This is a genomic window from Stenotrophomonas sp. C9D9 (genome assembly GCF_056491205.1).
Map to the genome: position 1 here is coordinate 2,059,560 of NZ_JBSZIF010000004.1, position 18,259 is coordinate 2,077,818.

Annotated in this window: 19 protein-coding genes; 12 read left to right on the forward strand and 7 right to left on the reverse strand. The window is 66.9% G+C overall.

From position 1 onward, the window contains the following. Positions 1 to 194: 194 nt before the first annotated feature. The 9 genes from ACXI0D_RS14875 (at position 195) to hslU (ending at position 8,042) form a co-directional block, all read left to right on the forward strand. Entirely contained in the window at positions 195 to 2,306 is a 2,112-nt protein-coding gene (locus ACXI0D_RS14875) for a S9 family peptidase (RefSeq protein ID WP_049443715.1), read from the forward strand. Between the two features lie 54 nt (positions 2,307 to 2,360). Continuing rightward, positions 2,361 to 2,786, forward strand: coding sequence for a YbaN family protein (locus ACXI0D_RS14880; protein ID WP_014038537.1), 426 nt, complete (start codon positions 2,361 to 2,363; stop codon positions 2,784 to 2,786). A gap of 82 nt (positions 2,787 to 2,868) precedes the next feature. Beyond that, positions 2,869 to 3,141, forward strand: a complete 273-nt coding sequence (gene lptM / locus ACXI0D_RS14885) for an LPS translocon maturation chaperone LptM (protein ID WP_049443713.1) — start codon at positions 2,869 to 2,871, stop codon at positions 3,139 to 3,141. After that, positions 3,134 to 3,985, forward strand: a complete 852-nt coding sequence (gene dapF / locus ACXI0D_RS14890; RefSeq protein WP_049443711.1) for a diaminopimelate epimerase — start codon at positions 3,134 to 3,136, stop codon at positions 3,983 to 3,985. Before lptM ends, dapF begins: the two co-directional genes overlap by 8 nt. Next, positions 3,982 to 4,656: a DUF484 family protein gene (locus tag ACXI0D_RS14895; protein ID WP_049443709.1), complete on the forward strand. Its 675-nt coding sequence runs from the start codon at positions 3,982 to 3,984 to the stop codon at positions 4,654 to 4,656. The genes dapF and ACXI0D_RS14895 overlap by 4 nt, the downstream gene beginning before the upstream one ends. A gap of 16 nt (positions 4,657 to 4,672) precedes the next feature. Next, positions 4,673 to 5,563, forward strand: coding sequence for a tyrosine recombinase XerC (gene xerC, locus ACXI0D_RS14900; RefSeq protein ID WP_049443707.1), 891 nt, complete (start codon positions 4,673 to 4,675; stop codon positions 5,561 to 5,563). A gap of 77 nt (positions 5,564 to 5,640) precedes the next feature. After that, positions 5,641 to 5,841 (forward strand): DUF3079 domain-containing protein, encoded by a 201-nt coding sequence (locus ACXI0D_RS14905; RefSeq protein ID WP_049443881.1) that lies wholly within the window; start codon positions 5,641 to 5,643, stop codon positions 5,839 to 5,841. 172 nt (positions 5,842 to 6,013) lie between these two features. Beyond that, positions 6,014 to 6,565 (forward strand): ATP-dependent protease subunit HslV, encoded by a 552-nt coding sequence (gene hslV, locus ACXI0D_RS14910; RefSeq protein WP_005411093.1) that lies wholly within the window; start codon positions 6,014 to 6,016, stop codon positions 6,563 to 6,565. Between the two features lie 103 nt (positions 6,566 to 6,668). Further along, the gene (hslU, locus tag ACXI0D_RS14915) at positions 6,669 to 8,042 is read left to right on the forward strand and encodes an ATP-dependent protease ATPase subunit HslU (RefSeq protein WP_014038532.1); all 1,374 of its coding nucleotides are present in this window, start codon (positions 6,669 to 6,671) and stop codon (positions 8,040 to 8,042) included. 95 nt (positions 8,043 to 8,137) lie between these two features. On the opposite strand, the gene ACXI0D_RS14920 is transcribed toward hslU, so the two are convergent. Genes ACXI0D_RS14920 through smeT form a run of 3 tightly spaced genes read right to left on the reverse strand, consistent with a single transcriptional unit; the run spans position 8,138 to position 10,331 of the window. Next, positions 8,138 to 9,130 carry a Gfo/Idh/MocA family protein gene (locus tag ACXI0D_RS14920; protein WP_049443703.1) on the reverse strand — a complete coding sequence of 331 codons (993 nt, stop codon included), beginning with the start codon at positions 9,128 to 9,130 and terminating at the stop codon, positions 8,138 to 8,140. Positions 9,131 to 9,165: 35 nt separating this feature from the next. After that, positions 9,166 to 9,675: a MepB family protein gene (locus ACXI0D_RS14925; RefSeq protein ID WP_049443701.1), complete on the reverse strand. Its 510-nt coding sequence runs from the start codon at positions 9,673 to 9,675 to the stop codon at positions 9,166 to 9,168. Beyond that, a complete protein-coding gene (gene smeT / locus ACXI0D_RS14930) occupies positions 9,672 to 10,331 on the reverse strand; it encodes an efflux transporter SmeDEF transcriptional repressor SmeT (RefSeq protein WP_005419430.1) in 660 nt (219 codons plus the stop codon). Before smeT ends, ACXI0D_RS14925 begins: the two co-directional genes overlap by 4 nt. A 227-nt stretch (positions 10,332 to 10,558) precedes the next feature. Here smeT and smeD point away from each other — a divergent pair, with 227 nt between their 5' ends. From smeD to smeF, 3 genes are read left to right on the forward strand one after another with little or no spacing between them, the layout of a single operon-like run. Next, complete coding sequence (smeD, locus tag ACXI0D_RS14935) at positions 10,559 to 11,743, forward strand: multidrug efflux RND transporter periplasmic adaptor subunit SmeD (RefSeq protein WP_049443698.1); 1,185 nt, start codon at positions 10,559 to 10,561, stop codon at positions 11,741 to 11,743. A gap of 12 nt (positions 11,744 to 11,755) precedes the next feature. Beyond that, positions 11,756 to 14,878 (forward strand): multidrug efflux RND transporter permease subunit SmeE, encoded by a 3,123-nt coding sequence (gene smeE, locus ACXI0D_RS14940; protein WP_101766098.1) that lies wholly within the window; start codon positions 11,756 to 11,758, stop codon positions 14,876 to 14,878. Positions 14,879 to 14,935: 57 nt separating this feature from the next. Next, positions 14,936 to 16,336 carry a multidrug efflux RND transporter outer membrane subunit SmeF gene (gene smeF / locus ACXI0D_RS14945; protein ID WP_119006793.1) on the forward strand — a complete coding sequence of 467 codons (1,401 nt, stop codon included), beginning with the start codon at positions 14,936 to 14,938 and terminating at the stop codon, positions 16,334 to 16,336. A gap of 82 nt (positions 16,337 to 16,418) precedes the next feature. On the opposite strand, the gene ACXI0D_RS14950 is transcribed toward smeF, so the two are convergent. The 4 genes from ACXI0D_RS14950 to ACXI0D_RS14965 form a co-directional block, all read right to left on the reverse strand. After that, positions 16,419 to 16,841: a low affinity iron permease family protein gene (locus tag ACXI0D_RS14950; protein ID WP_479642729.1), complete on the reverse strand. Its 423-nt coding sequence runs from the start codon at positions 16,839 to 16,841 to the stop codon at positions 16,419 to 16,421. Positions 16,842 to 16,917: 76 nt separating this feature from the next. Continuing rightward, a complete protein-coding gene (locus ACXI0D_RS14955) occupies positions 16,918 to 17,244 on the reverse strand; it encodes a hypothetical protein (protein WP_014038526.1) in 327 nt (108 codons plus the stop codon). A gap of 74 nt (positions 17,245 to 17,318) precedes the next feature. Continuing rightward, on the reverse strand, positions 17,319 to 17,579 hold the full coding sequence (locus tag ACXI0D_RS14960; RefSeq protein WP_014038525.1) for a hypothetical protein: 261 nt from the start codon (positions 17,577 to 17,579) through the stop codon (positions 17,319 to 17,321). A 199-nt stretch (positions 17,580 to 17,778) separates the two neighbouring features. Then, the gene (locus tag ACXI0D_RS14965; RefSeq protein ID WP_005419409.1) at positions 17,779 to 18,231 is read right to left on the reverse strand and encodes a nucleoside deaminase; all 453 of its coding nucleotides are present in this window, start codon (positions 18,229 to 18,231) and stop codon (positions 17,779 to 17,781) included. Between the last annotated feature and the right edge of the window lie 28 nt (positions 18,232 to 18,259).

Below are 18,259 nucleotides of genomic sequence, written 5' to 3' on the forward strand. Positions count from 1 at the left end.
GCCCATGGTACGCCGCGCGCGGGGAGCATGCGTTTGGGTAGTGCCGGCCGCTGGCCGGCATTCCGACCCATTCCGGAGTTCATGAGGTTGCCGGCCAGCGGCCGGCACTACCGGCAGGGTTGCCGGCAGTCCTTCCGCGACCCAGACTCGGACACAAGGACGCCATTGCATTGCCGCTCAAGGAGCCTTATCTCATGAAATCCACCCTCTGCCTGTTACTCGCCAGCCTGATGACCACCACTGCTACCGCCGCCACGCCGCCCGTTCCGCCGGATGCCGCCAAGCATCCGCATGTGGTCAAGGCGCCGTTCGGCGCGACCCGCAACGATGACTATTACTGGCTGCGCGACGACAAGCGCGAGAACAAGGAGATGCTGGCCTACCTGCAGGCCGAGAATGCCTACGCCGACCAGCTGCTGGCACCACTGAAGCCGCTGGAAGACACCCTGTACAAGGAGATCGTCGGCCGCATCAAGCAGGACGATTCCAGCGTGCCGGCGCGCGAGCGCGGCTACTGGTACTACAGCCGCTTCGAGACCGGCCAGGACTACCCCATCCACGCGCGCCGCAAGGGCAGCATGGAGGCGGCCGAGGAAATCCTGCTGGACGTCAACGCGATGGCCGCCGGCAAGGGCTACTTCAGCGTCGGCTCGATGGAAGTGAGCCAGGACAACCAGCTGCTGGCCTGGGCCGATGACGATGTCGGCCGCCGCCAGTACACGATCCGCTTCAAGGACCTGGCCACCGGCCAGGTGCTGCCCGATGTGATCACCGGCAGTTCCGGCGACCTGGTCTGGGCCGACGACAACCGCACCGTGCTGTACGTCGAGAACGATCCGGAAACGCTGTTGACCGTGCGCGTCAAGAAACACGTGCTGGGCACCCCGGCCAGCACCGACACCGTCGTCTACGAAGAGAAGGACGACAGCTTCTACATGGGCATCGGCCGCACCCGCGACGATCGCTTCATCACCATCGGCGTGCACAGCACCGTGTCCTCGGAAGAGCGCTACGCGCCGGCCAGCGACCCGACCACCTTCACCGTGCTGGCGCCGCGCCAGCGTGATGTCGAGTACGACGCCGACCACTACGACGGCCGCTGGGTGATCCGCACCAACGACGGTGCGAAGAATTTCAAGCTGGTCACCGCACCGACCGATGCCACCTCGCGCGCGCAGTGGAAGGACTGGATCGCGCACGACGATGCGGTGTTCATCGAAGGCTTCGAGCTGTTCGACAGCTACACCGCCATCGCCGAACGGTCCGAGGGCCTGGAGCGCATCCGCCTGCTGTTCAAGGATGGCCGCAGCGACTACGTGAAGGCCGATGAGCCGGCGTATTCGATGGGCTTGGGCGACAACACCGAGGCCGATACGCCGTGGCTGCGCTACGTCTACACCTCGATGACCACCCCGACCACCGTGTTCGAGCTGAATACCGCCACCGGCGAGCGTCGCCAGCTGAAGCAGCAGCCGGTGATTGGCTATGACGCCTCGAAGTACGAGACCGACCGCGTCTGGATCACCGCTCGCGATGGCGTGAAGGTGCCGGTGTCGCTGGTCTACCGCAAGGGCTACCAGAAGGACGGCAAGGGTGCGCTGTTCCAGTACGCCTACGGCAGCTACGGCATGTCGATGGACCCGTACTTCAACCAGACCGCGGTGAGCCTGCTCGATCGTGGCGTGGTGTATGCCATCGCCCACATCCGCGGCGGCCAGGAGATGGGGCGCGACTGGTACGAGAACGGCAAGCTGCTGCACAAGCAGAACACCTTCAACGACTTCGTCGACGTCACCCGTGGCCTGGTGGCGCAGGGCTGGGCGGCGAAGGATCGCGTGGCCGCGTCCGGCGGCAGCGCCGGTGGCCTGCTGATGGGTGCCGTGGCCAACCAGGCTCCGCAGAATTACCGGGTGATGGTGGCGCAGGTGCCGTTCGTCGACGTGGTCACCACCATGCTCGACCCGACCATTCCGCTGACCACCAACGAATACGACGAGTGGGGCAACCCGGAGCAGAAGCAGTACTACGACTACATGCTGTCCTACTCGCCCTACGACAACGTGAAGCCGCAGGCCTACCCGGCGCTGTTCGTGGGCACCGGCCTGTGGGATTCGCAGGTGCAGTACTGGGAGCCGGCCAAGTGGGTGGCCAAGCTGCGTGACGACAACACCGGCCACTACCCGATCCTGTTCCGCACCAACATGGAAGCCGGCCACGGTGGCAAGTCGGGGCGCTTCCAGCGCTATCGGGAGCTGTCCGAGTCTTACGCGTTCGTGCTGCAGCAGCTGGGCATCGCCCAGCCGTAACGGCGAAGGGGTGCCGGGCGCTGCCGGGCACCCCGAACCGGTATCCTTGCGGCCATGAGCCTGCCCGAGCCATCTGCACCCCGCGATACCGCCACGCCGCCGCGCGTGGTGCGTTTCCGTTGGGCGTGGTGGCTGCTGGCCTACGTCAGCCTCGGCACCGGCATCGTCGGCATCTTCGTTCCGGGCCTGCCGACCACCGTATTCATCCTGATCTCGGCCTGGGCTGCATCACGTGGCTCCGAACGCCTGCACACCTGGTTGCTGCAGCATCCGCGCTTCGGCCCGGCCATCGCCAACTGGCAGGCGCACGGTGCGGTCAGCCGCTACGGCAAGTGGATGGCCACGATCACCATGGCGGTGTGCGCCGCGATCATGCTGTGGTGCGTGCCGATCGCCTGGGTGAAGTGGTTCTCGATCGGCAGCATGACCGTGGTGGCGATCTGGCTGTGGACGCGGCCGCTGCCACCGCCCGCGGATTGAGCGCCTGCGGGAGTGCCGGCCGCTGGCCGGCAACCCGATCCCCTGCACGAACCGCTCAGCCGCCAATGGCTATACTCGGGGCATGAAGATCCCCCATCGAAACGCCATCCTGATTCCGCTGGCAGCGGCCTCGCTGCTGCTCCTCGCCGCCTGCGGCAACAAGGGCCCGCTGGTACTGCCGCAGAAGCCGGTGCCGGTGGAAGAAACCGTCGAACCCGCAGCCGAGCCCGCCACCGAGGCGACCCCGGCGGAGACCCAGGGAACCGCTACCCCGGCCACGACCGTGGACCCGGCTGCACCGGCCACCCAGCCGGCACCCGCGCCAGCGAAGAAGGCGGGCAGCGGGAATGAGTAAGGCCGGTTCCAAGGCCCTGCGCTTCAGCAAGATGCATGGCGCGGGCAATGATTTCGTAGTGATCGACCTGCGTGATGGCACTGCGCCGCCCACGCCTGAACTGGCCGCGCGCCTGGCCGACCGCCACACCGGCGTTGGCTGCGACCAGATCCTGACCATCGAGGCGCCGCGTGCGGACGGTTCGGTGGCCTCGTACCGCATCTGGAATGCCGACGGTTCCAACTCGGAACAGTGCGGCAACGGCGCACGCTGCATCGCCGCCTGGCTGGTGCGCGAGGGCAGTGCGCAGGGCGATGCATTCGTCATCGACAGCCCGCTGGCCAGCCATGAAGTGAAGGTGCTGGGCGAGGGGCAGTTTGCGGTGACGATGGGGGTGCCCGCCTTCGAGCCGGGCAACGTGCCGCTGATGGGTTTTGCACACCCGCGCGAGGAATACCTGCTGCCGCTGCAGGGCGAGAGCGTACGCTTCGCCGCGGTGTCGATGGGCAATCCGCATGCGGTGATCGAAGTGGGCCTGATCGATGCCGCACCGGTCGAGCGCGTCGGTGCGCTGCTGCAGCAGCATGCGTCGTTCCCGCGCTCGGTGAACGTGGGCTTCGCCCAGGTGATGAGCCCGGCGCACGCCCGCCTGCGCGTGTTCGAGCGCGGCGTTGGCGAAACCCTGGCCTGCGGCAGTGGTGCCTGCGCCGCCGCGGTGACCCTGATGCAGCGTGGCCGCCTGCAGCGCGATGCGCGCATCAGCCTGCCCGGTGGCGACCTGCGCATCCAGTGGCCGGGCGATGGCCAGCCGGTGGTGATGGCCGGCCCGACCGCATTCGTCTTCGAAGGGGAGTGGATCGCATGACCGAAACCGTCGACAAGCTCGGGGCCCATGAAGTCGCTGCCTGGTTGCGGCGTCATCCCGGCTTCCTCAAGCAGTTCCCGGACCTGGCCCTGACCCTGGTGGTGCCGCGCGACGACGGCCCGACCGCGTCGCTGGCCAGCTACCAGCTGGAAGTGCTGCGCGAGAAGAACCGCGAGCTGGCACGACGGTTGGCCGATCTGGGCGCGACCGCCCAGGTCAATGAACGCCTGGCGGTGCGCACGCACCAGCTGACCCTGGCGCTGATGAAGCAGGACAACGCCGCCGACACCCTGCGTGCGATGGCCGCATCGCTGCAGGAAGACTTCGCCGGTGACCTGGTGCGGCTGGTGGTGCATGCGCCGGTGGCCGGGCTGGAACAGGCCGACTGGCTGCAGGTGATTGCCGCTGACGATCCGCAGCTGGGCCCGTTCCGCGATTGCCTGAACGACGGCGAGCCGATCTGTGGCCGCCTGCAGCCGGAAAAGAATGCCGTGCTGTACGGCGTGCGCAGCGAGGAAGTGCAGACCACCGCGCTGCTGCCGCTGCCGGGCGTCGGCCTGATCGCGGTCGGCAGCCACGATCCGAATCGCTTCTACCCGGGCATGGGGACGTTGTTCCTGCGCATGATGGGCGACGCGCTGGTCACCGGCCTGAAGCGCTTCCCCGGCTGAGCAGGGCACGTCGACGATGAGCGCGGTACAGGCCTTCCTGCAGCACCTGCAGGTGGAGCGGCGGATGTCGGCCCATACGCTCGACGCCTACCGCCGCGACCTGGACGCGCTGTCGGCCTGGGCCGCGCCGCGTGGCATGGCAGTGGAGGCACTGGATGCCGACGCGGTGCGCCAGTTCGTCGCCGACGAGCACCGGCGTGGCCTGTCGGCCAAGAGCCTGCAACGCCGCTTGTCGGCCTGCCGCAGTTTCTACGCCTGGCTGCTCAAGCACGGGCGCATCGAGGTCAGTCCGGCAGCGACGCTGAAGGCGCCGCGCGCGCCGCGCCGCTTGCCCCAGGTGCTTGATGCCGACGAAGCCGTGCAGCTGGTCGAGCTGGAGCCGGAAGGTGAACTCGGCCGCCGTGACCGCGCGCTGCTGGAACTGTTCTATTCCTCCGGCCTGCGCCTGAGCGAAGTCTGCGCGCTGACCTGGCGTGACCTGGATTTCGACAGCGGCCTGGTCAACGTGCTGGGCAAGGGCAACCGCCAGCGCCGGGTGCCGTTCGGCTGGCCCGCACGCGAGGCGTTGCAGGCATGGCGTGCGGAAAGTGGCGGCGGTCCGGCCTCGCCGGTGTTCCCCGGCCGCAACGGGCCGATCAGCCAACGCGCGGTGCAGATCCGCATCCGCCAGCTGGCGCAGCGCCAGGGCCTGTTCAAGCACGTGCACCCGCACATGCTGCGGCACAGTTTCGCCAGCCACATCCTGGAATCGTCCGGCGACCTGCGCGGTGTGCAGGAGCTGCTCGGCCACGCCGACATCGCCACGACGCAGATCTACACCCACCTCGATTTCCAGCACCTGGCCAAGGTCTACGACGCCGCGCATCCGCGCGCCAAGCGCCGCAGCAGGGACGACAAGGCTGAATAGCCTGCCCTTGATCTGGATCAGGGCAGGTCGGATGCAACCGGCGCACCGTGGCCGCAGGCCACGAGGACACCGCCGCCATGGCGAAGCCCATACCGTTGCATCCCAGACACCCCGAGCGCATCTGCTGGGGCTGCGACCGTTACTGCGCCGCTGAAGCGCTGGCCTGCGGCAATGGCTCCGGCCGCACCCAGCATCCGATCGAGACGCAGGGTGAAGACTGGTACCTCGCCTGGGGCATCGAGCCGAATCCGGACCGGCCTTCGCAGGCCAAGCGCTGAACGGCAGGCGTTCCACGTTCGGGCGGCGGGGTCCGCGCGCATTCCGATGCGCTCGTTAAAAGGGCGCCCTCTTCCCATGGGGCGCCACCAAGCGCTGAACGGCAGCCATCCGCGCAGGCTTGATCGCACCCGGCGCTGTCCCCATCTCCCGTGAACAGCTATCGGAGGCCGCATGGACCCCAGTCAGAACCCCAACGTTTTCCACGCCACCACCATCGTCTGCGTCCGTCGCGGCGAGCACGTGGCCATTGCCGGCGACGGCCAGGTCACGCTGGGCCACACCGTGATGAAGGGCAATGCGCGCAAGGTGCGCCGCCTCGGTCGTGACGGCCAGGTGCTGGCCGGCTTCGCCGGTGCCGCCGCCGATGCCTTCACCCTGTTCGAACTGTTCGAGGCCAAGCTGGAAAAGCATGGCCAGCTGCAGCGCGCTGCGGTCGAGCTGGCCAAGGATTGGCGCACCGAGCGCCGCCTCGGCAAGCTTGAGGCCCTGCTGGCGGTGGCCGACAAGGAAACCTCGCTGATCATCAGCGGCACCGGTGATGTGATCGAGCCGGAGGACGGCATCATCGCCATCGGTTCCGGTGGTTCCTACGCACTCTCGGCCGCGCGCGCACTGATGGCGCACACCGAACTGGATGCGCGCACCATCGCCAGCGAAGCGATCGGCATCGCCGGCGACATCTGCATCTACACCAACCGCAACGTGGTGGTCGAGGAGCTGTGAGGGTTGTGCCGGCCGATGGCCGGCAACCTCATGAGCCCGGACACACGTGCCTGGTTGCCGGCCAGCGGCCGGCACGACCGACAACGCATTCGTGAGCACATCCATGTCGAAGATCGAAGTTTCCTCCGCCACCATGACCCCGCGCGAGATCGTGCAGGAACTGGACCGGCACATCGTCGGCCAGCACGACGCCAAGCGCGCCGTGGCGATCGCCCTGCGCAACCGCTGGCGCCGCATGCAGCTGGTGCCTGAGCTGCGCAATGAAGTGATGCCGAAGAACATCCTGATGATCGGCCCGACCGGCGTCGGCAAGACCGAGATCGCACGTCGCCTGGCCACCCTGGCCAACGCGCCGTTCGTGAAGGTCGAAGCGACCCGCTTCACCGAAGTCGGCTACGTCGGCAAGGACGTCGAGCAGATCATCCGCGACCTGGCCGATACCGCGGTCAAGCTGTACCGCGAACAGGCCAAGGTGCGCGTGCGTACCCAGGCCGAAGAGCGTGCCGAAGACCGTATCCTCGATGCGCTGCTGCCGCGCCGCAGCGGTGGCATCGGTTTTGATCCGGAAGTCGCCCGCAACGAACCGTCGGCGCAGGACAACGAGACCCGCATCAAGTTCCGCAAGATGCTGCGCAATGGTGAGCTGGACGAACGCGAGATCGAACTCGACCTGGCTGCCAACGTCAGCATGGACATCATGACCCCGCCGGGCATGGAGGAAATGGGCCAGCAGCTGAAGTCGATGTTCGCCAACCTTGGCGGCGGCGCCAAGGCGCACAAGCGCACGCTGACCATCAAGGCTGCACGTCCGCTGCTGATCGAGGAAGAAGCCGGCAAGCTGGTCAACGAGGACGACATCCGCACTGCCGCGATCGAGGCCTGCGAGCAGCACGGCATCGTCTTCATCGACGAGATCGACAAGGTCGCCAAGCGTGGTGACAACGTGGGCGGTGGCGACGTGTCCCGCGAAGGCGTGCAGCGCGACCTGCTGCCGCTGGTGGAAGGCTCCAACGTGTCGACCAAGTACGGCACGATCAAGACCGACCACATCCTGTTCATTGCGTCGGGCGCGTTCCACCTGGCCAAGCCCAGCGATCTGATTCCGGAGCTGCAGGGCCGCTTCCCGATCCGCGTTGAACTGGGAGCGCTGAGCAAGGGTGATTTCGTGCGCATCCTGACCGAGCCGAAGGCCGCGCTGACCAAGCAGTACGAAGCACTGCTGGCCACCGAAGGCGTCAAGGTCAGCTTCACCGCCGACGCCATCGATCGCCTGGCCGAGATCGCCTTCCAGGTGAATGAGCGCCAGGAAAACATCGGTGCGCGTCGCCTGCATACGGTGCTGGAGCGCCTGCTGGATTCACTCAGCTACGAAGCGCCGGACCGCGACGGCGAAACCCTGGCCATCGACAGCGCCTACGTCGATGCCCACCTGGGTGAGCTGGTGCAGGACCCGGACCTGAGCCGCTACATCCTGTAACGCCCGATGGGGTCGGATCCCTCGCCGTGGCGAGGGCTCTGACCCGCTCGCTGCAACAGAAAAGGCCGCCGCAAGGCGGCCTTTTTCCTGTGCGGTCAGCGTGATTGCCGCGCGCGGTAGGCCTGCAGCACCTGGTCGATCACCGCACTGGTGCGGGCGGCGCTGATGCCGTTCGAGGGCGAGCGCCCGTTGCCGCGCAGTTCGTCCACGAGGGAGGCAATCAACGGTTGCTGGATCGACGGCGGGTTGGGGATGTCGAACGTCTGCACGCCGGCTTCGGTTTCCAGCTCCATCGGAACGTCCTCGAAGGTGGCAAAGCGCAGCTGCCCACGGTCGCCGGTGATCTCGATCTCATCCTGGCGGCGGAACGCGCAGAAGCTCCATTGCGCGATGCCGTGAGCACCCGTCCCGGTGCGGAAGCACATCGAGACGCTGTCCTCGGCGGCGTAGGCGCCGGTCAACGAACTGGCCAGGCCACGCACATCGCTCAGCGGCCCCAGCAGATGATCCAGCAGGTCCAGGGTGTGCGAGCCCAGGTCGACGAACAGGCCGCCGCCGGCGATCGCCGGATTGGTCCGCCAGAAGTCAGGCGATGCGGCATTCGCCGAATGCGGCCGATGCAGGGTCGCGCGCACGCTGCGCGGCGTGCCGATCGCGCCGCTGTCCAGCAACTGCTTCACCTGTGCGAAGCGGGGCAGGGCGCGGCGGTAGTAGGCCACGAATACCGGTACGCCGCTGCGGGCGCTGGCTTCAACGATGCGCTGGCACTCGCCGTGGTCCATGGCCATCGGCTTTTCGATATAGACCGGCTTGCTCGCGGCAATCGCCTGCAATGCGTACTGCATGTGCGTGGAGGGCGGTGTTGCGACGTACACCGCGTTCACCTCCGGATCGGCGATGAGTGCATCGGCGTCCGCGTACCAGCGGGGAATCGCATGGCGCCGCGCATAATCCTCGGCCAATGCGGCATTGCGGCGCATGACCGCTGCCACCCGCGAGCCGGGTATGCTGGCCAGGGCGGGGCCGCTCTTCTTCTCGGTGACGCTGCCGCAGCCGATGAAGCCCCATACCACGTTGTCCAGGATCATCACGATGCGTCCAGAAAAGGGAAGGTCCGCCGGGTTCAACCCAACAGTGAGCGTAATCGATCACCGGCGGAGGCGGAGACATCAGCACCGGTGGGCAGGAAGCAACGAAGCTGCCACTGCCGGGTCCGGATCGCGTCCTTTGCGGTCGGCGTGCTCCACGGCGGATAGACACGGAGGGCGCGCTTTCCGCCCTCGCCATCGCGCGACATCACGCCGCGCTCGATCAGCAGGTCACGACTGAAGATGAACTGCCCGCGCTGTGTTCCGTCGAAGATCGCGATCACCACGAAGTGCACAGCATCGGCTGCATCCAATGGAGCGATATCAGAACCGGGGGCGGGGCGCTTCCACAGGGTTACGAACTGGCCGGTCTTGGTGGGGGTGATCTTCGCGACGCGGAACACGATGCTGTGACCCTCAAGGGCAAAGCGGCAGGCACCGTACTCTGCGCTTTCCGCTTCCGCCACGATCGGTCCGGTCAACTGCAGCCCTGCGGGCAGGTAGAGATCGTGCAGTGCCGCGATGGCGGCAGCAACGCCGCTCATGCTTCCGGCAACGGCTCGGGCACCGTTCCGGGAACGAACACACCGTCCTTCACGTAGGCGGCCAGGGTCATGTCCAGTGCGAGCATGCCGTCGCGCTTGAGGTCCATCAGTTCCGGTTCGACCATTGCCCCGTGCAGCACGCCCAGCACGGTGGCGTGCAGCATGCGTGCGGCGATCTTGGGGTCGGCGCCTTCGCGCAGCTGGCCCAGATCGCGGGCGCGGCGCAGGGCGCGCTCCATCCGGTCCAGCGCATCGCGGAATCCGGCCTGCTGCATCTCGGTCAGCACCTTGGTGTCAGCCGACGCATCGCTGCGCAGCATGATTTCCATGGTCTTGCGCAGGCGCTCGTCCTCGGACAGCTCGATGAACGAGTGGATCATTACCGCGCGCAGGTCGTGCACCGGGGTGTCGCGCTGGTCGGTGGAGGTGCGCTCCAGTTCCTGCATGAAGGGCAGGTGCACGCGCTCGACGATCGCGGCCAGCACCTCGCTCTTGTTCTTGAAGTGCCAGTAGACCGCGCCACGGGTGTAGCCGGCGCGGGCACCGATCATCTCCAGCGTGGTACGGGCCACGCCGTGTTCATGGAAGCAGGCTTCGGCGGCGTCAAGGATGCCTTCCCGGGTTGCCTGGGTGTCCTCTTTGGTCTTGCGGGCCATGGGTGTGGGTACGAGTGCGGGTGAAACGTGGCTGAATTGTACCGGTTTACAAACAAACAAGCATGTATGTATATTTCGCACCCATCATTCCCGTCGTGTGCGTGGCAGGCCGGTCCGGCTCCCACTCCACCCGGGTGGGCGCGATCTGCGGGGCTTTCACCGGAACAAGGGGAAGTCCAGCGGTATCAGCCTCCTCTGAGATTCCTTCCTCCAAGAGCCTTTCCGTCATGTTGCTGAGCCGAATCCGACCCTTTGCACTGTCGCTGGCAATCGCCGCGACCGTGGCTGCCTGCGGCGGCCAACCCCAGGCCCCCGAACAGGGCCCGGGTGACGTCACCGTGGTCACGCTGAAGTCCGAGACCGTGGGCCTGACCCGCGAGCTGCCGGGCCGTACCAATGCCTTCCTGGTCGCCGAAGTGCGCCCGCAGGTCAACGGCATCGTCGCCAAGCGCCTGTTCACCGAGGGCGGCATGGTCAAGGCCGGCGAGGCGCTGTACCAGCTCGACGACGCCAGCTACCGGGCCCAGGCCAACAACGCCCGCGCCCAGCTGGCCCGCGCCGAAGCCACCGCCAATGCCGCCCGCCTGAGTGCCAAGCGCATCACCGAGCTGGCCAAGGTCGATGCGGTCAGCCAGCAGGACCTGGAAAACGCCGTGGCCGCGCAGAAGCAGGCCGAGGCTGACGTCGGGGCCGCCAAGGCTTCGCTGGATGCGGCCAACGTCACCCTGGGCTACGCCCGCATCACCGCGCCGATCAGCGGCCGCATCGGCAAGTCCAGCGTCACCCAGGGTGCGCTGGTCAGCGCCGGCCAGGCCAACGCACTGGCCACCGTGCAGCAGCTGGACCCGATCTATGTCGACCTGACCCAGTCCTCGGCCGAGCTGCTGCAGCTGCGCCGCGAACTGGCCGCCGGCCGCCTGCAGGACAACCAGACCCTGCCGGTCAGCATCCTGATGGAAGACGGCAGCACCTTCGAGCACAAGGGCACGCTGGAGTTCTCCGAAGTCAGCGTCGATCCGACCACCGGCAGCTTCGGCCTGCGCGTGAAGGTGGACAACCCGGACGGCCTGCTGATGCCGGGCATGTACGTGCGTGCGGTGATCGGCGGCGGCGTGCGCAGCGACGCGGTGCTGGTGCCGATGCAGGGCATCGCCCGCGATCCGAAGGGCGACACCACGGCGATGGTGGTCGACAAGGACAACAAGGTCGAAGTGCGCCCGGTCAAGGTCAGCCGCACGGTCGGCGACAAATGGCTGGTCGAGGACGGTCTGAAGGCTGGTGACAAGGTCATCGTCGAAGGCCTGCAGAAGATCGGCCCCGGCATGCCGGTCAAGGCCACCGAGAAGGGCGCTGCTCCGGCCAAGCCGGCAGCGGCCGCCCAGCCTGCCGCCCCGGCCGGCGACGCGAAGTAAGCGGAGAACCCCATGGCACGCTTTTTCATCGATCGACCCATCTTCGCGTGGGTGATCGCCATCATCATCATGCTCGCCGGCGGCCTGGCCCTGTTCAAGCTGCCGGTCTCGATGTATCCCAACGTCGCACCGCCGGCGGTGGAAATCAGCGCCACCTATCCGGGTGCATCGGCCAAGGTGGTCGAGGACTCGGTGACGCAGATCATCGAGCAGAACATGAAGGGCCTTGATGGCCTGATCTACTTCTCCTCCAACAGCTCGTCCAACGGCCAGGCCACCATCACCCTGACCTTCGAGAGCGGCACCAACCCGGACATCGCCCAGGTGCAGGTGCAGAACAAGCTGCAGCTGGCCATGCCGCTGCTGCCGCAGGAAGTGCAGCGGCAGGGCATCAACGTGGCCAAGTCCAGCTCGGGCTTCCTGAACGTCATCGCGTTCGTGTCCGAGAACGGCAGCATGGACGCCAACGACATCGCCGACTACGTCGGTTCCAATGTCGTCGACCGTCTCAGCCGCGTGCCGGGCGTGGGCAACATCCAGGTGTTCGGTGGCAAGTACGCCATGCGCATCTGGCTGGACCCGAACAAGCTGCACACCTATGGCCTGTCGGTGCCGGAAGTGACCGCCGCGATCAAGGCGCAGAACGCCCAGGTGGCGATCGGCCAGCTCGGCGGTGCGCCGTCGGTGAAGGGCCAGCAGCTCAACGCCACGATCAACGCGCAGTCGCGCCTGCAGACCCCGGAACAGTTCCGCAACATCATCGTGCGCGGCGCGCAGGATGGTGCCGAACTGCGCCTGGGCGATGTCGCCCGCGTCGAGCTGGGTGCCGAGTCCTACGACTTCGTCACCCGCTACAACGGCCAGCCGGCCAGCGGCCTGGCGGTCACCCTGGCCACCGGCGCCAACGCGCTTGATACCGCAGCCGGCGTGGATGCCGCGCTGCAGGACATGAAGAGCTTCTTCCCGGCCGGCCTGAAGGCCGAGATCCCGTACGACACCACCCCGTTCGTGCGCGTGTCGATCAAGGGCGTGGTGCAGACCCTGATCGAAGCGATCGTGCTGGTGTTCGTGGTGATGTACCTGTTCCTGCAGAACTTCCGCGCCACCCTGATCCCGACCATCGCCGTGCCGGTGGTGCTGCTGGGTACCTTCGGCGTGCTGGCGATGCTGGGCTTCTCGGTGAACATGCTGACCATGTTCGCGATGGTGCTGGCGATCGGCCTGCTGGTGGACGATGCCATCGTGGTGGTGGAGAACGTCGAGCGCATCATGTCCGAGGAAGGGCTGTCGCCGCTCGAAGCGACCCGCAAGTCGATGGGCCAGATCACCGGCGCACTGGTGGGTATCGGCCTGGTGCTGTCGGCGGTGTTCGTGCCGATGGCTTTCATGAGCGGCTCCACCGGTGTGATCTATCGCCAGTTCTCGGCCACGATTGTCTCTGCGATGGCGTTGTCGGTGCTGGTGGCGATCGTGCTGACGCCTGCGCTGTGCGCGACCATGCTCAAGCCGCTGAAGAAGGGTGAGCACCACGTCGCCCACCGCGGCCTGGCCGGTCGTTTCTTCAACGGCTTCAACCGCGGCTTCGACCGCACCAGCGAAAGCTACCAGCGCGGCGTGCGCGGCATCATCCACCGTCCGTGGCGCTTCATGGGCATCGTGGCGGCGCTGTTCGTGCTGATGGGCGTGCTGTTCGTGCGCCTGCCCAGCTCGTTCCTGCCCAACGAAGACCAGGGTGTGCTGATGGCGCTGGTGCAGGCCCCGGTCGGCGCCACCCAGGAACGTACGCTGGAATCGATCGCGGCACTGGAAAACCACTTCCTGCAGAACGAGAAGGATGCGGTGGACTCGGTGTTCTCGGTGCAGGGCTTCAGCTTCGCCGGCATGGGCCAGAACGCCGGCATGGCATTCGTCAAGCTGAAGGACTGGAGCGAGCGTGACGCCAACAATGGCGTGATGCCGATCACCGGTCGTGCCATGGCGGCACTGGGCCAGATCAAGGATGCCTTCATCTTCGCCTTCCCGCCGCCGGCCATTCCGGAACTGGGTACCGCTTCGGGCTACACCTTCTTCCTGAAGGACAACAGCGGCCAGGGCCACGAGGCACTGGTGGCCGCGCGCAACCAGCTGCTCGGCCTCGCCGCCGGCAGCAAGAAGCTGGCCAACGTGCGCCCGAACGGCCAGGAAGACACGCCGCAGTTCCGCATCGACATCGACGCGGCCAAGGCGACCTCGCTGGGGCTGTCGATCGACCAGATCAACGGCACGCTGGCCGCGGCGTGGGGCAGCTCGTACATCGATGACTTCGTCGATCGCGGCCGCGTCAAGCGTGTGTTCGTGCAGGCCGACCAGGCGTTCCGCATGGTGCCGGAGGACTTCGATCTCTGGTCCGTGAAGAACGACAAGGGCGAGATGGTGCCGTTCAGTGCCTTCGCCACCAAGCACTGGGACTACGGCTCGCCGCGCCTGGAGCGCTACAACGGCGTGTCGGCGATGGAAATCCAGGGTGAACCGGCCCCGGGTGTGGCCTCCGGTGATGCCATGGCCGAGATCGAACAGCTGGCCAAGCAGCTGCCGCAGGGCTTCGGCATCGAGTGGACGGCGATGTCCTACCAGGAACGTCAGGCCGGCTCGCAGACGCCGCTGCTGTACACGCTGTCGCTGATGATCGTGTTCCTGTGCCTGGCCGCGATGTACGAAAGCTGGAGCGTGCCGACCGCGGTGCTGCTGGCGGCTCCGCTGGGTATCCTCGGCGCGGTGCTGGCCAACACCTTCAAGGGCCTGGAGCGCGACATCTACTTCCAGGTGGCGATGCTGACCACGGTGGGCCTGACCAGCAAGAACGCGATCCTGATCGTCGAGTTCGCCAAGGAAAACCTGGAGAAGGGCGCCAGCCTGATCGAGTCGATCATGCACGCCGTGCGTGACCGCCTGCGCCCGATCGTGATGACCTCGCTGGCCTTCGGCATGGGCGTGGTACCGCTGGCGATCTCCACCGGTGCCGGCTCCGGCGCCAAGCAGGCGATCGGCACCGGCGTGCTCGGCGGCATGATCGTCGGCACCGTGCTCGGCGTGTTCTTCGTACCGCTGTTCTTCGTGGTGGTGCAGCGCCTGTTCAAGCGCAAATCCTCGACGTAAGCGAAACGGTCGTGCCGGCCGCTGGCCGGCACGACCTCCTGCCATCCGGCAGTACCGATGGAAGTCATTCCCATGAAAAGTGCATCCCTGTTCCTTTCCATTGCCGCCGCGCTCGCGCTGGGCGGCTGCTCCACCCTGGCACCGAAGGACACCGCCGTCGCTCCGGCCATTCCGGCGCAGTGGCCGGCCGAGGCCACGCAGGGCCAGGTGGCCGATGTTGCCGCCGTTGGCTGGCGCGACTTCTTCACCGATGCGCGCCTGCAGCAGGTGATCGACCAGTCGCTGCAGAACAACCGCGACCTGCGCGTGGCCGTGCTCAATGTTGAACGCGCGCGCGGCCAGTACCGCGTGCAGCGCGCCGACCGCGTGCCCGGCGTGGCCGTCACCGGCCAGATGCAGCGCCAGGGCACCGACGCCGGTGTCACCGAGCAGTTCACCGCCGGTGTCGGCGTGGCCGAGTTCGAGCTGGACCTGTTCGGCCGCGTGCGCAATCTCAGTGAAGCGGCGCTGCAGCAGTACTTCGCCGTGGCCGCCAACCGCCGCAACGCGCAGCTGAGCCTGGTGGCCGAGACCGCGACGGCGTGGCTGACCTATGGCGCCGATGCGCAGCGGCTGAAGATCGCCGACGCCACGCTGAAGACCTACGAGGACTCGCTGCGCCTGGCCGAAGCCCGCCACGAGCGTGGTGGCAGTTCGGCGCTGGAACTGACCCAGACCCGTACCCTGGTCGAGACCGCGCGCACCGATGCCGCGCGCCTGCGCGGGCAGCTGGCGCAGGACCGCAACGCACTGGCGCTGCTGGCCGGTGGCCAGCTGGATCCGACGCTGCTGCCGGACAGCATCGAACCGCAGCTGCTGGCGCTGGCACCGCCGCCGGCCGGCCTGCCCAGCGACGTGCTGCTGCAGCGCCCGGACATCATGGCTGCCGAACACCAGCTGCTGGCCGCCAATGCCAACATCGGCGCGGCACGTGCGGCGTTCTTCCCGAGCATCTCGCTGACCGGCAGCATCGGCAGCGGCTCGAGCGAACTGTCCAACCTGTTCGACAGCGGCACCCGCGTGTGGAGCTTCCTGCCGAAGATCACCCTGCCGATCTTCCAGGGTGGCAAGCTGCGCGCCAACCTGGCCATCGCCAATGCGGACCGTGACATCGCGCTGGCGCAGTACGAGAAGTCGATCCAGGTGGGCTTCCGCGAAACGGCCGATGCGCTGGCATTGAATGTCAGCCTGGATGAGCAGGTGAGTTCACAGCAGCGCCTGGTGGAAGCGGCCGAACAGGCCAACCGCCTGTCGCAGGCACGCTACGACGCTGGCCTGGACAGCTTCGTGACCCTGCTTGATGCGCGGCGTACCGCCTACAACGCGCAGCAGACCCAGCTGCAGGCGCAGCTGGCGCAGCAGGCCAACCGCATCACTCTGTACAAGGTGCTGGGTGGCGGCTGGCACGAGCGCAGCTGAGAGAAGCCGGCCAGCGGCCGGCTCTACCCGGATGATCGATGGTAGTGCCGGCCGCTGGCCGGCAGTGTCATTCCAGGGCCAGCTACACCGCCTCATCGTCGCGCCGCGCCACATGGCAGGCGCGCACCCGCGCCAGCGCGTCGCCGGCTTCGCGGGCCATCTGCTCGTACTCGCGGCGGATCTCTTCCAGCCGCTCTTCGTCCAGTTCTTCCAGATCCAACAGTTCGTTGTTGGCCTCTGCGGTGGCACGGATCAGCTCGTCGAGCTTGATCTGCATCGCGGCGGTATCCGCGTTCTGCGTGTGCTGGATCAGGAACACCATCAGGAAGGTGATGATGGTGGTACCGGTGTTGATCACCAGCTGCCAGGTGTCGTTGAAACCGAACACCGGACCGCTGATGCCCCAGATCACCACGATCGCTGCCGCAGCCAGGAAGGTCCACGGCGAACCGGTGGCGGCCGCGGCCTTCTTGGCGATCGTATTGAACAGATTGCGTGCTTTCATCGTCGTCGTCCCACTCAGGTGACGAGGATGATCGGCAGTGGCTCGTGCAGGGGCCGTGCAGCCGTCGCGAGGCAGCTCAGGCGCGCAGGCGCGGCGCGTCCTGCAGGCGCACCGGGCTGGTCTGGTAGACGTGCTGCCAGCAACGGTCGACGAATTCGCGGGCCTGGGCTTCGCTCAGGCGCGGCATGATCTGCAGTGCGTACTGGGTCTGGAACATCTCGTCGCGCTGCGCATTGCTGGCGCGCGGCTGGGTGATCAGCGAATCGCAGGCAAACTTGATCCATGGCACGTACGAGCCGAACGAGTTGTGCGGCAGTGCGCCGTCGGCATGCTGGCGGCGCCAGTGGTCAAGTTCGGCGTCAACGTTGATGACCGGGGGAATGGTGGGGACTTCGGCGTGCATGTCGATCCAATCGGTTGAAGTGGATGGGAGTGGGGGTTCATCGCAGTGTGGCGTATGCGCCGGTGCAAGCCGTGTCAGCGCGGCGTGGAGCCGGCGTTGCGATTGCCTATCAATTGCGCGTGCTCGACCGCACCGAGGTCTTCGGCGATGTCGGCCATCGCGTTGCACAGGCGCTCATGGTCGAGCGGATGGCCACGCACCAGTTCCAGCTGCAGGCCCTGGTAGGCGGTCCAGAACAGCGCGCCGCGCTGGTGCAGCGCGTACTGCTGCTGCAGGCGTTCGCGGATGGCATCGAGAACCGGGTCGGGCGTAGGGCGAACGGCGTGCGCGCACATGGCTGGCTCCGCCGGGGGGAGAAGGCCCCGGTAACCCCACCCTAGGCGCGTTGCCCGGGTGGGGTGTTACCGCTGTGTATGCAGGCCTGGCAGCTGACTGTGCACGGGTTCACGGCAATGGCCGCAAACGCTGCCGGGACAAGGGTGTGCCGGCACTGAAGCGTTCATTAAGCGGGTTCAACAGTACGCTGCGTGGTGCTCATTCACCGATGTCTTCGTTCCAGATGTCCGGATGGCGGCTGATGAAGTCGCCGAGCAGGTCGACGCATTCCTGGTTGTCGAGGTCGATCACGTTGACGCCGTTCTCGCGCAGCCAGTCGATGCCGCCCTGGAAGGTGCGCGATTCGCCCACCACCACGGTGCCGATGTTGAACTGGCGGACCAGGCCCGAGCAGTACCAGCACGGGGCCAGGGTGGTGACCATGATGGTGTCCTGATAGCGGCGCTGGCGGCCGGCCTTGCGGAAGGCGTCGGTCTCGCCATGCACGGAGGGGTCGCCTTCCTGCACGCGGCGGTTGTGGCCACAGCCGAGCAGGCGGCCATCGTTGTGGTACAGCGCCGCGCCGATCGGTACGCCGCCTTCGGCCAGGCCCTGGCGGGCTTCGGCGATGGCGGTCTGCAGCAGGGCCTGGTAGTCGGGCGTGGTGATCATGCGGGGGCTCCGGTAAGTCGTGGCCCGC

Excerpts from the sequence above, each read along its gene's own strand:
- ACXI0D_RS14875 (WP_049443715.1), top strand. The coding sequence starts at position 195 with ATGAAATCCACCCTCTGCCTGTTACTCGCCAGCCTGATGACCACCACT.
- ACXI0D_RS14880 (WP_014038537.1), top strand. The coding sequence starts at position 2,361 with ATGAGCCTGCCCGAGCCATCTGCACCCCGCGATACCGCCACGCCGCCG.
- lptM (WP_049443713.1), top strand. The coding sequence starts at position 2,869 with ATGAAGATCCCCCATCGAAACGCCATCCTGATTCCGCTGGCAGCGGCC.
- dapF (WP_049443711.1), top strand. The coding sequence starts at position 3,134 with ATGAGTAAGGCCGGTTCCAAGGCCCTGCGCTTCAGCAAGATGCATGGC.
- ACXI0D_RS14895 (WP_049443709.1), top strand. The coding sequence starts at position 3,982 with ATGACCGAAACCGTCGACAAGCTCGGGGCCCATGAAGTCGCTGCCTGG.
- xerC (WP_049443707.1), top strand. The coding sequence starts at position 4,673 with ATGAGCGCGGTACAGGCCTTCCTGCAGCACCTGCAGGTGGAGCGGCGG.
- ACXI0D_RS14905 (WP_049443881.1), top strand. The coding sequence starts at position 5,641 with ATGGCGAAGCCCATACCGTTGCATCCCAGACACCCCGAGCGCATCTGC.
- hslV (WP_005411093.1), top strand. The coding sequence starts at position 6,014 with ATGGACCCCAGTCAGAACCCCAACGTTTTCCACGCCACCACCATCGTC.
- hslU (WP_014038532.1), top strand. The coding sequence starts at position 6,669 with ATGTCGAAGATCGAAGTTTCCTCCGCCACCATGACCCCGCGCGAGATC.
- ACXI0D_RS14920 (WP_049443703.1), bottom strand. The coding sequence starts at position 9,130 with ATGATCCTGGACAACGTGGTATGGGGCTTCATCGGCTGCGGCAGCGTC.
- ACXI0D_RS14925 (WP_049443701.1), bottom strand. The coding sequence starts at position 9,675 with ATGAGCGGCGTTGCTGCCGCCATCGCGGCACTGCACGATCTCTACCTG.
- smeT (WP_005419430.1), bottom strand. The coding sequence starts at position 10,331 with ATGGCCCGCAAGACCAAAGAGGACACCCAGGCAACCCGGGAAGGCATC.
- smeD (WP_049443698.1), top strand. The coding sequence starts at position 10,559 with ATGTTGCTGAGCCGAATCCGACCCTTTGCACTGTCGCTGGCAATCGCC.
- smeE (WP_101766098.1), top strand. The coding sequence starts at position 11,756 with ATGGCACGCTTTTTCATCGATCGACCCATCTTCGCGTGGGTGATCGCC.
- smeF (WP_119006793.1), top strand. The coding sequence starts at position 14,936 with ATGGAAGTCATTCCCATGAAAAGTGCATCCCTGTTCCTTTCCATTGCC.
- ACXI0D_RS14950 (WP_479642729.1), bottom strand. The coding sequence starts at position 16,841 with ATGAAAGCACGCAATCTGTTCAATACGATCGCCAAGAAGGCCGCGGCC.
- ACXI0D_RS14955 (WP_014038526.1), bottom strand. The coding sequence starts at position 17,244 with ATGCACGCCGAAGTCCCCACCATTCCCCCGGTCATCAACGTTGACGCC.
- ACXI0D_RS14960 (WP_014038525.1), bottom strand. The coding sequence starts at position 17,579 with ATGTGCGCGCACGCCGTTCGCCCTACGCCCGACCCGGTTCTCGATGCC.
- ACXI0D_RS14965 (WP_005419409.1), bottom strand. The coding sequence starts at position 18,231 with ATGATCACCACGCCCGACTACCAGGCCCTGCTGCAGACCGCCATCGCC.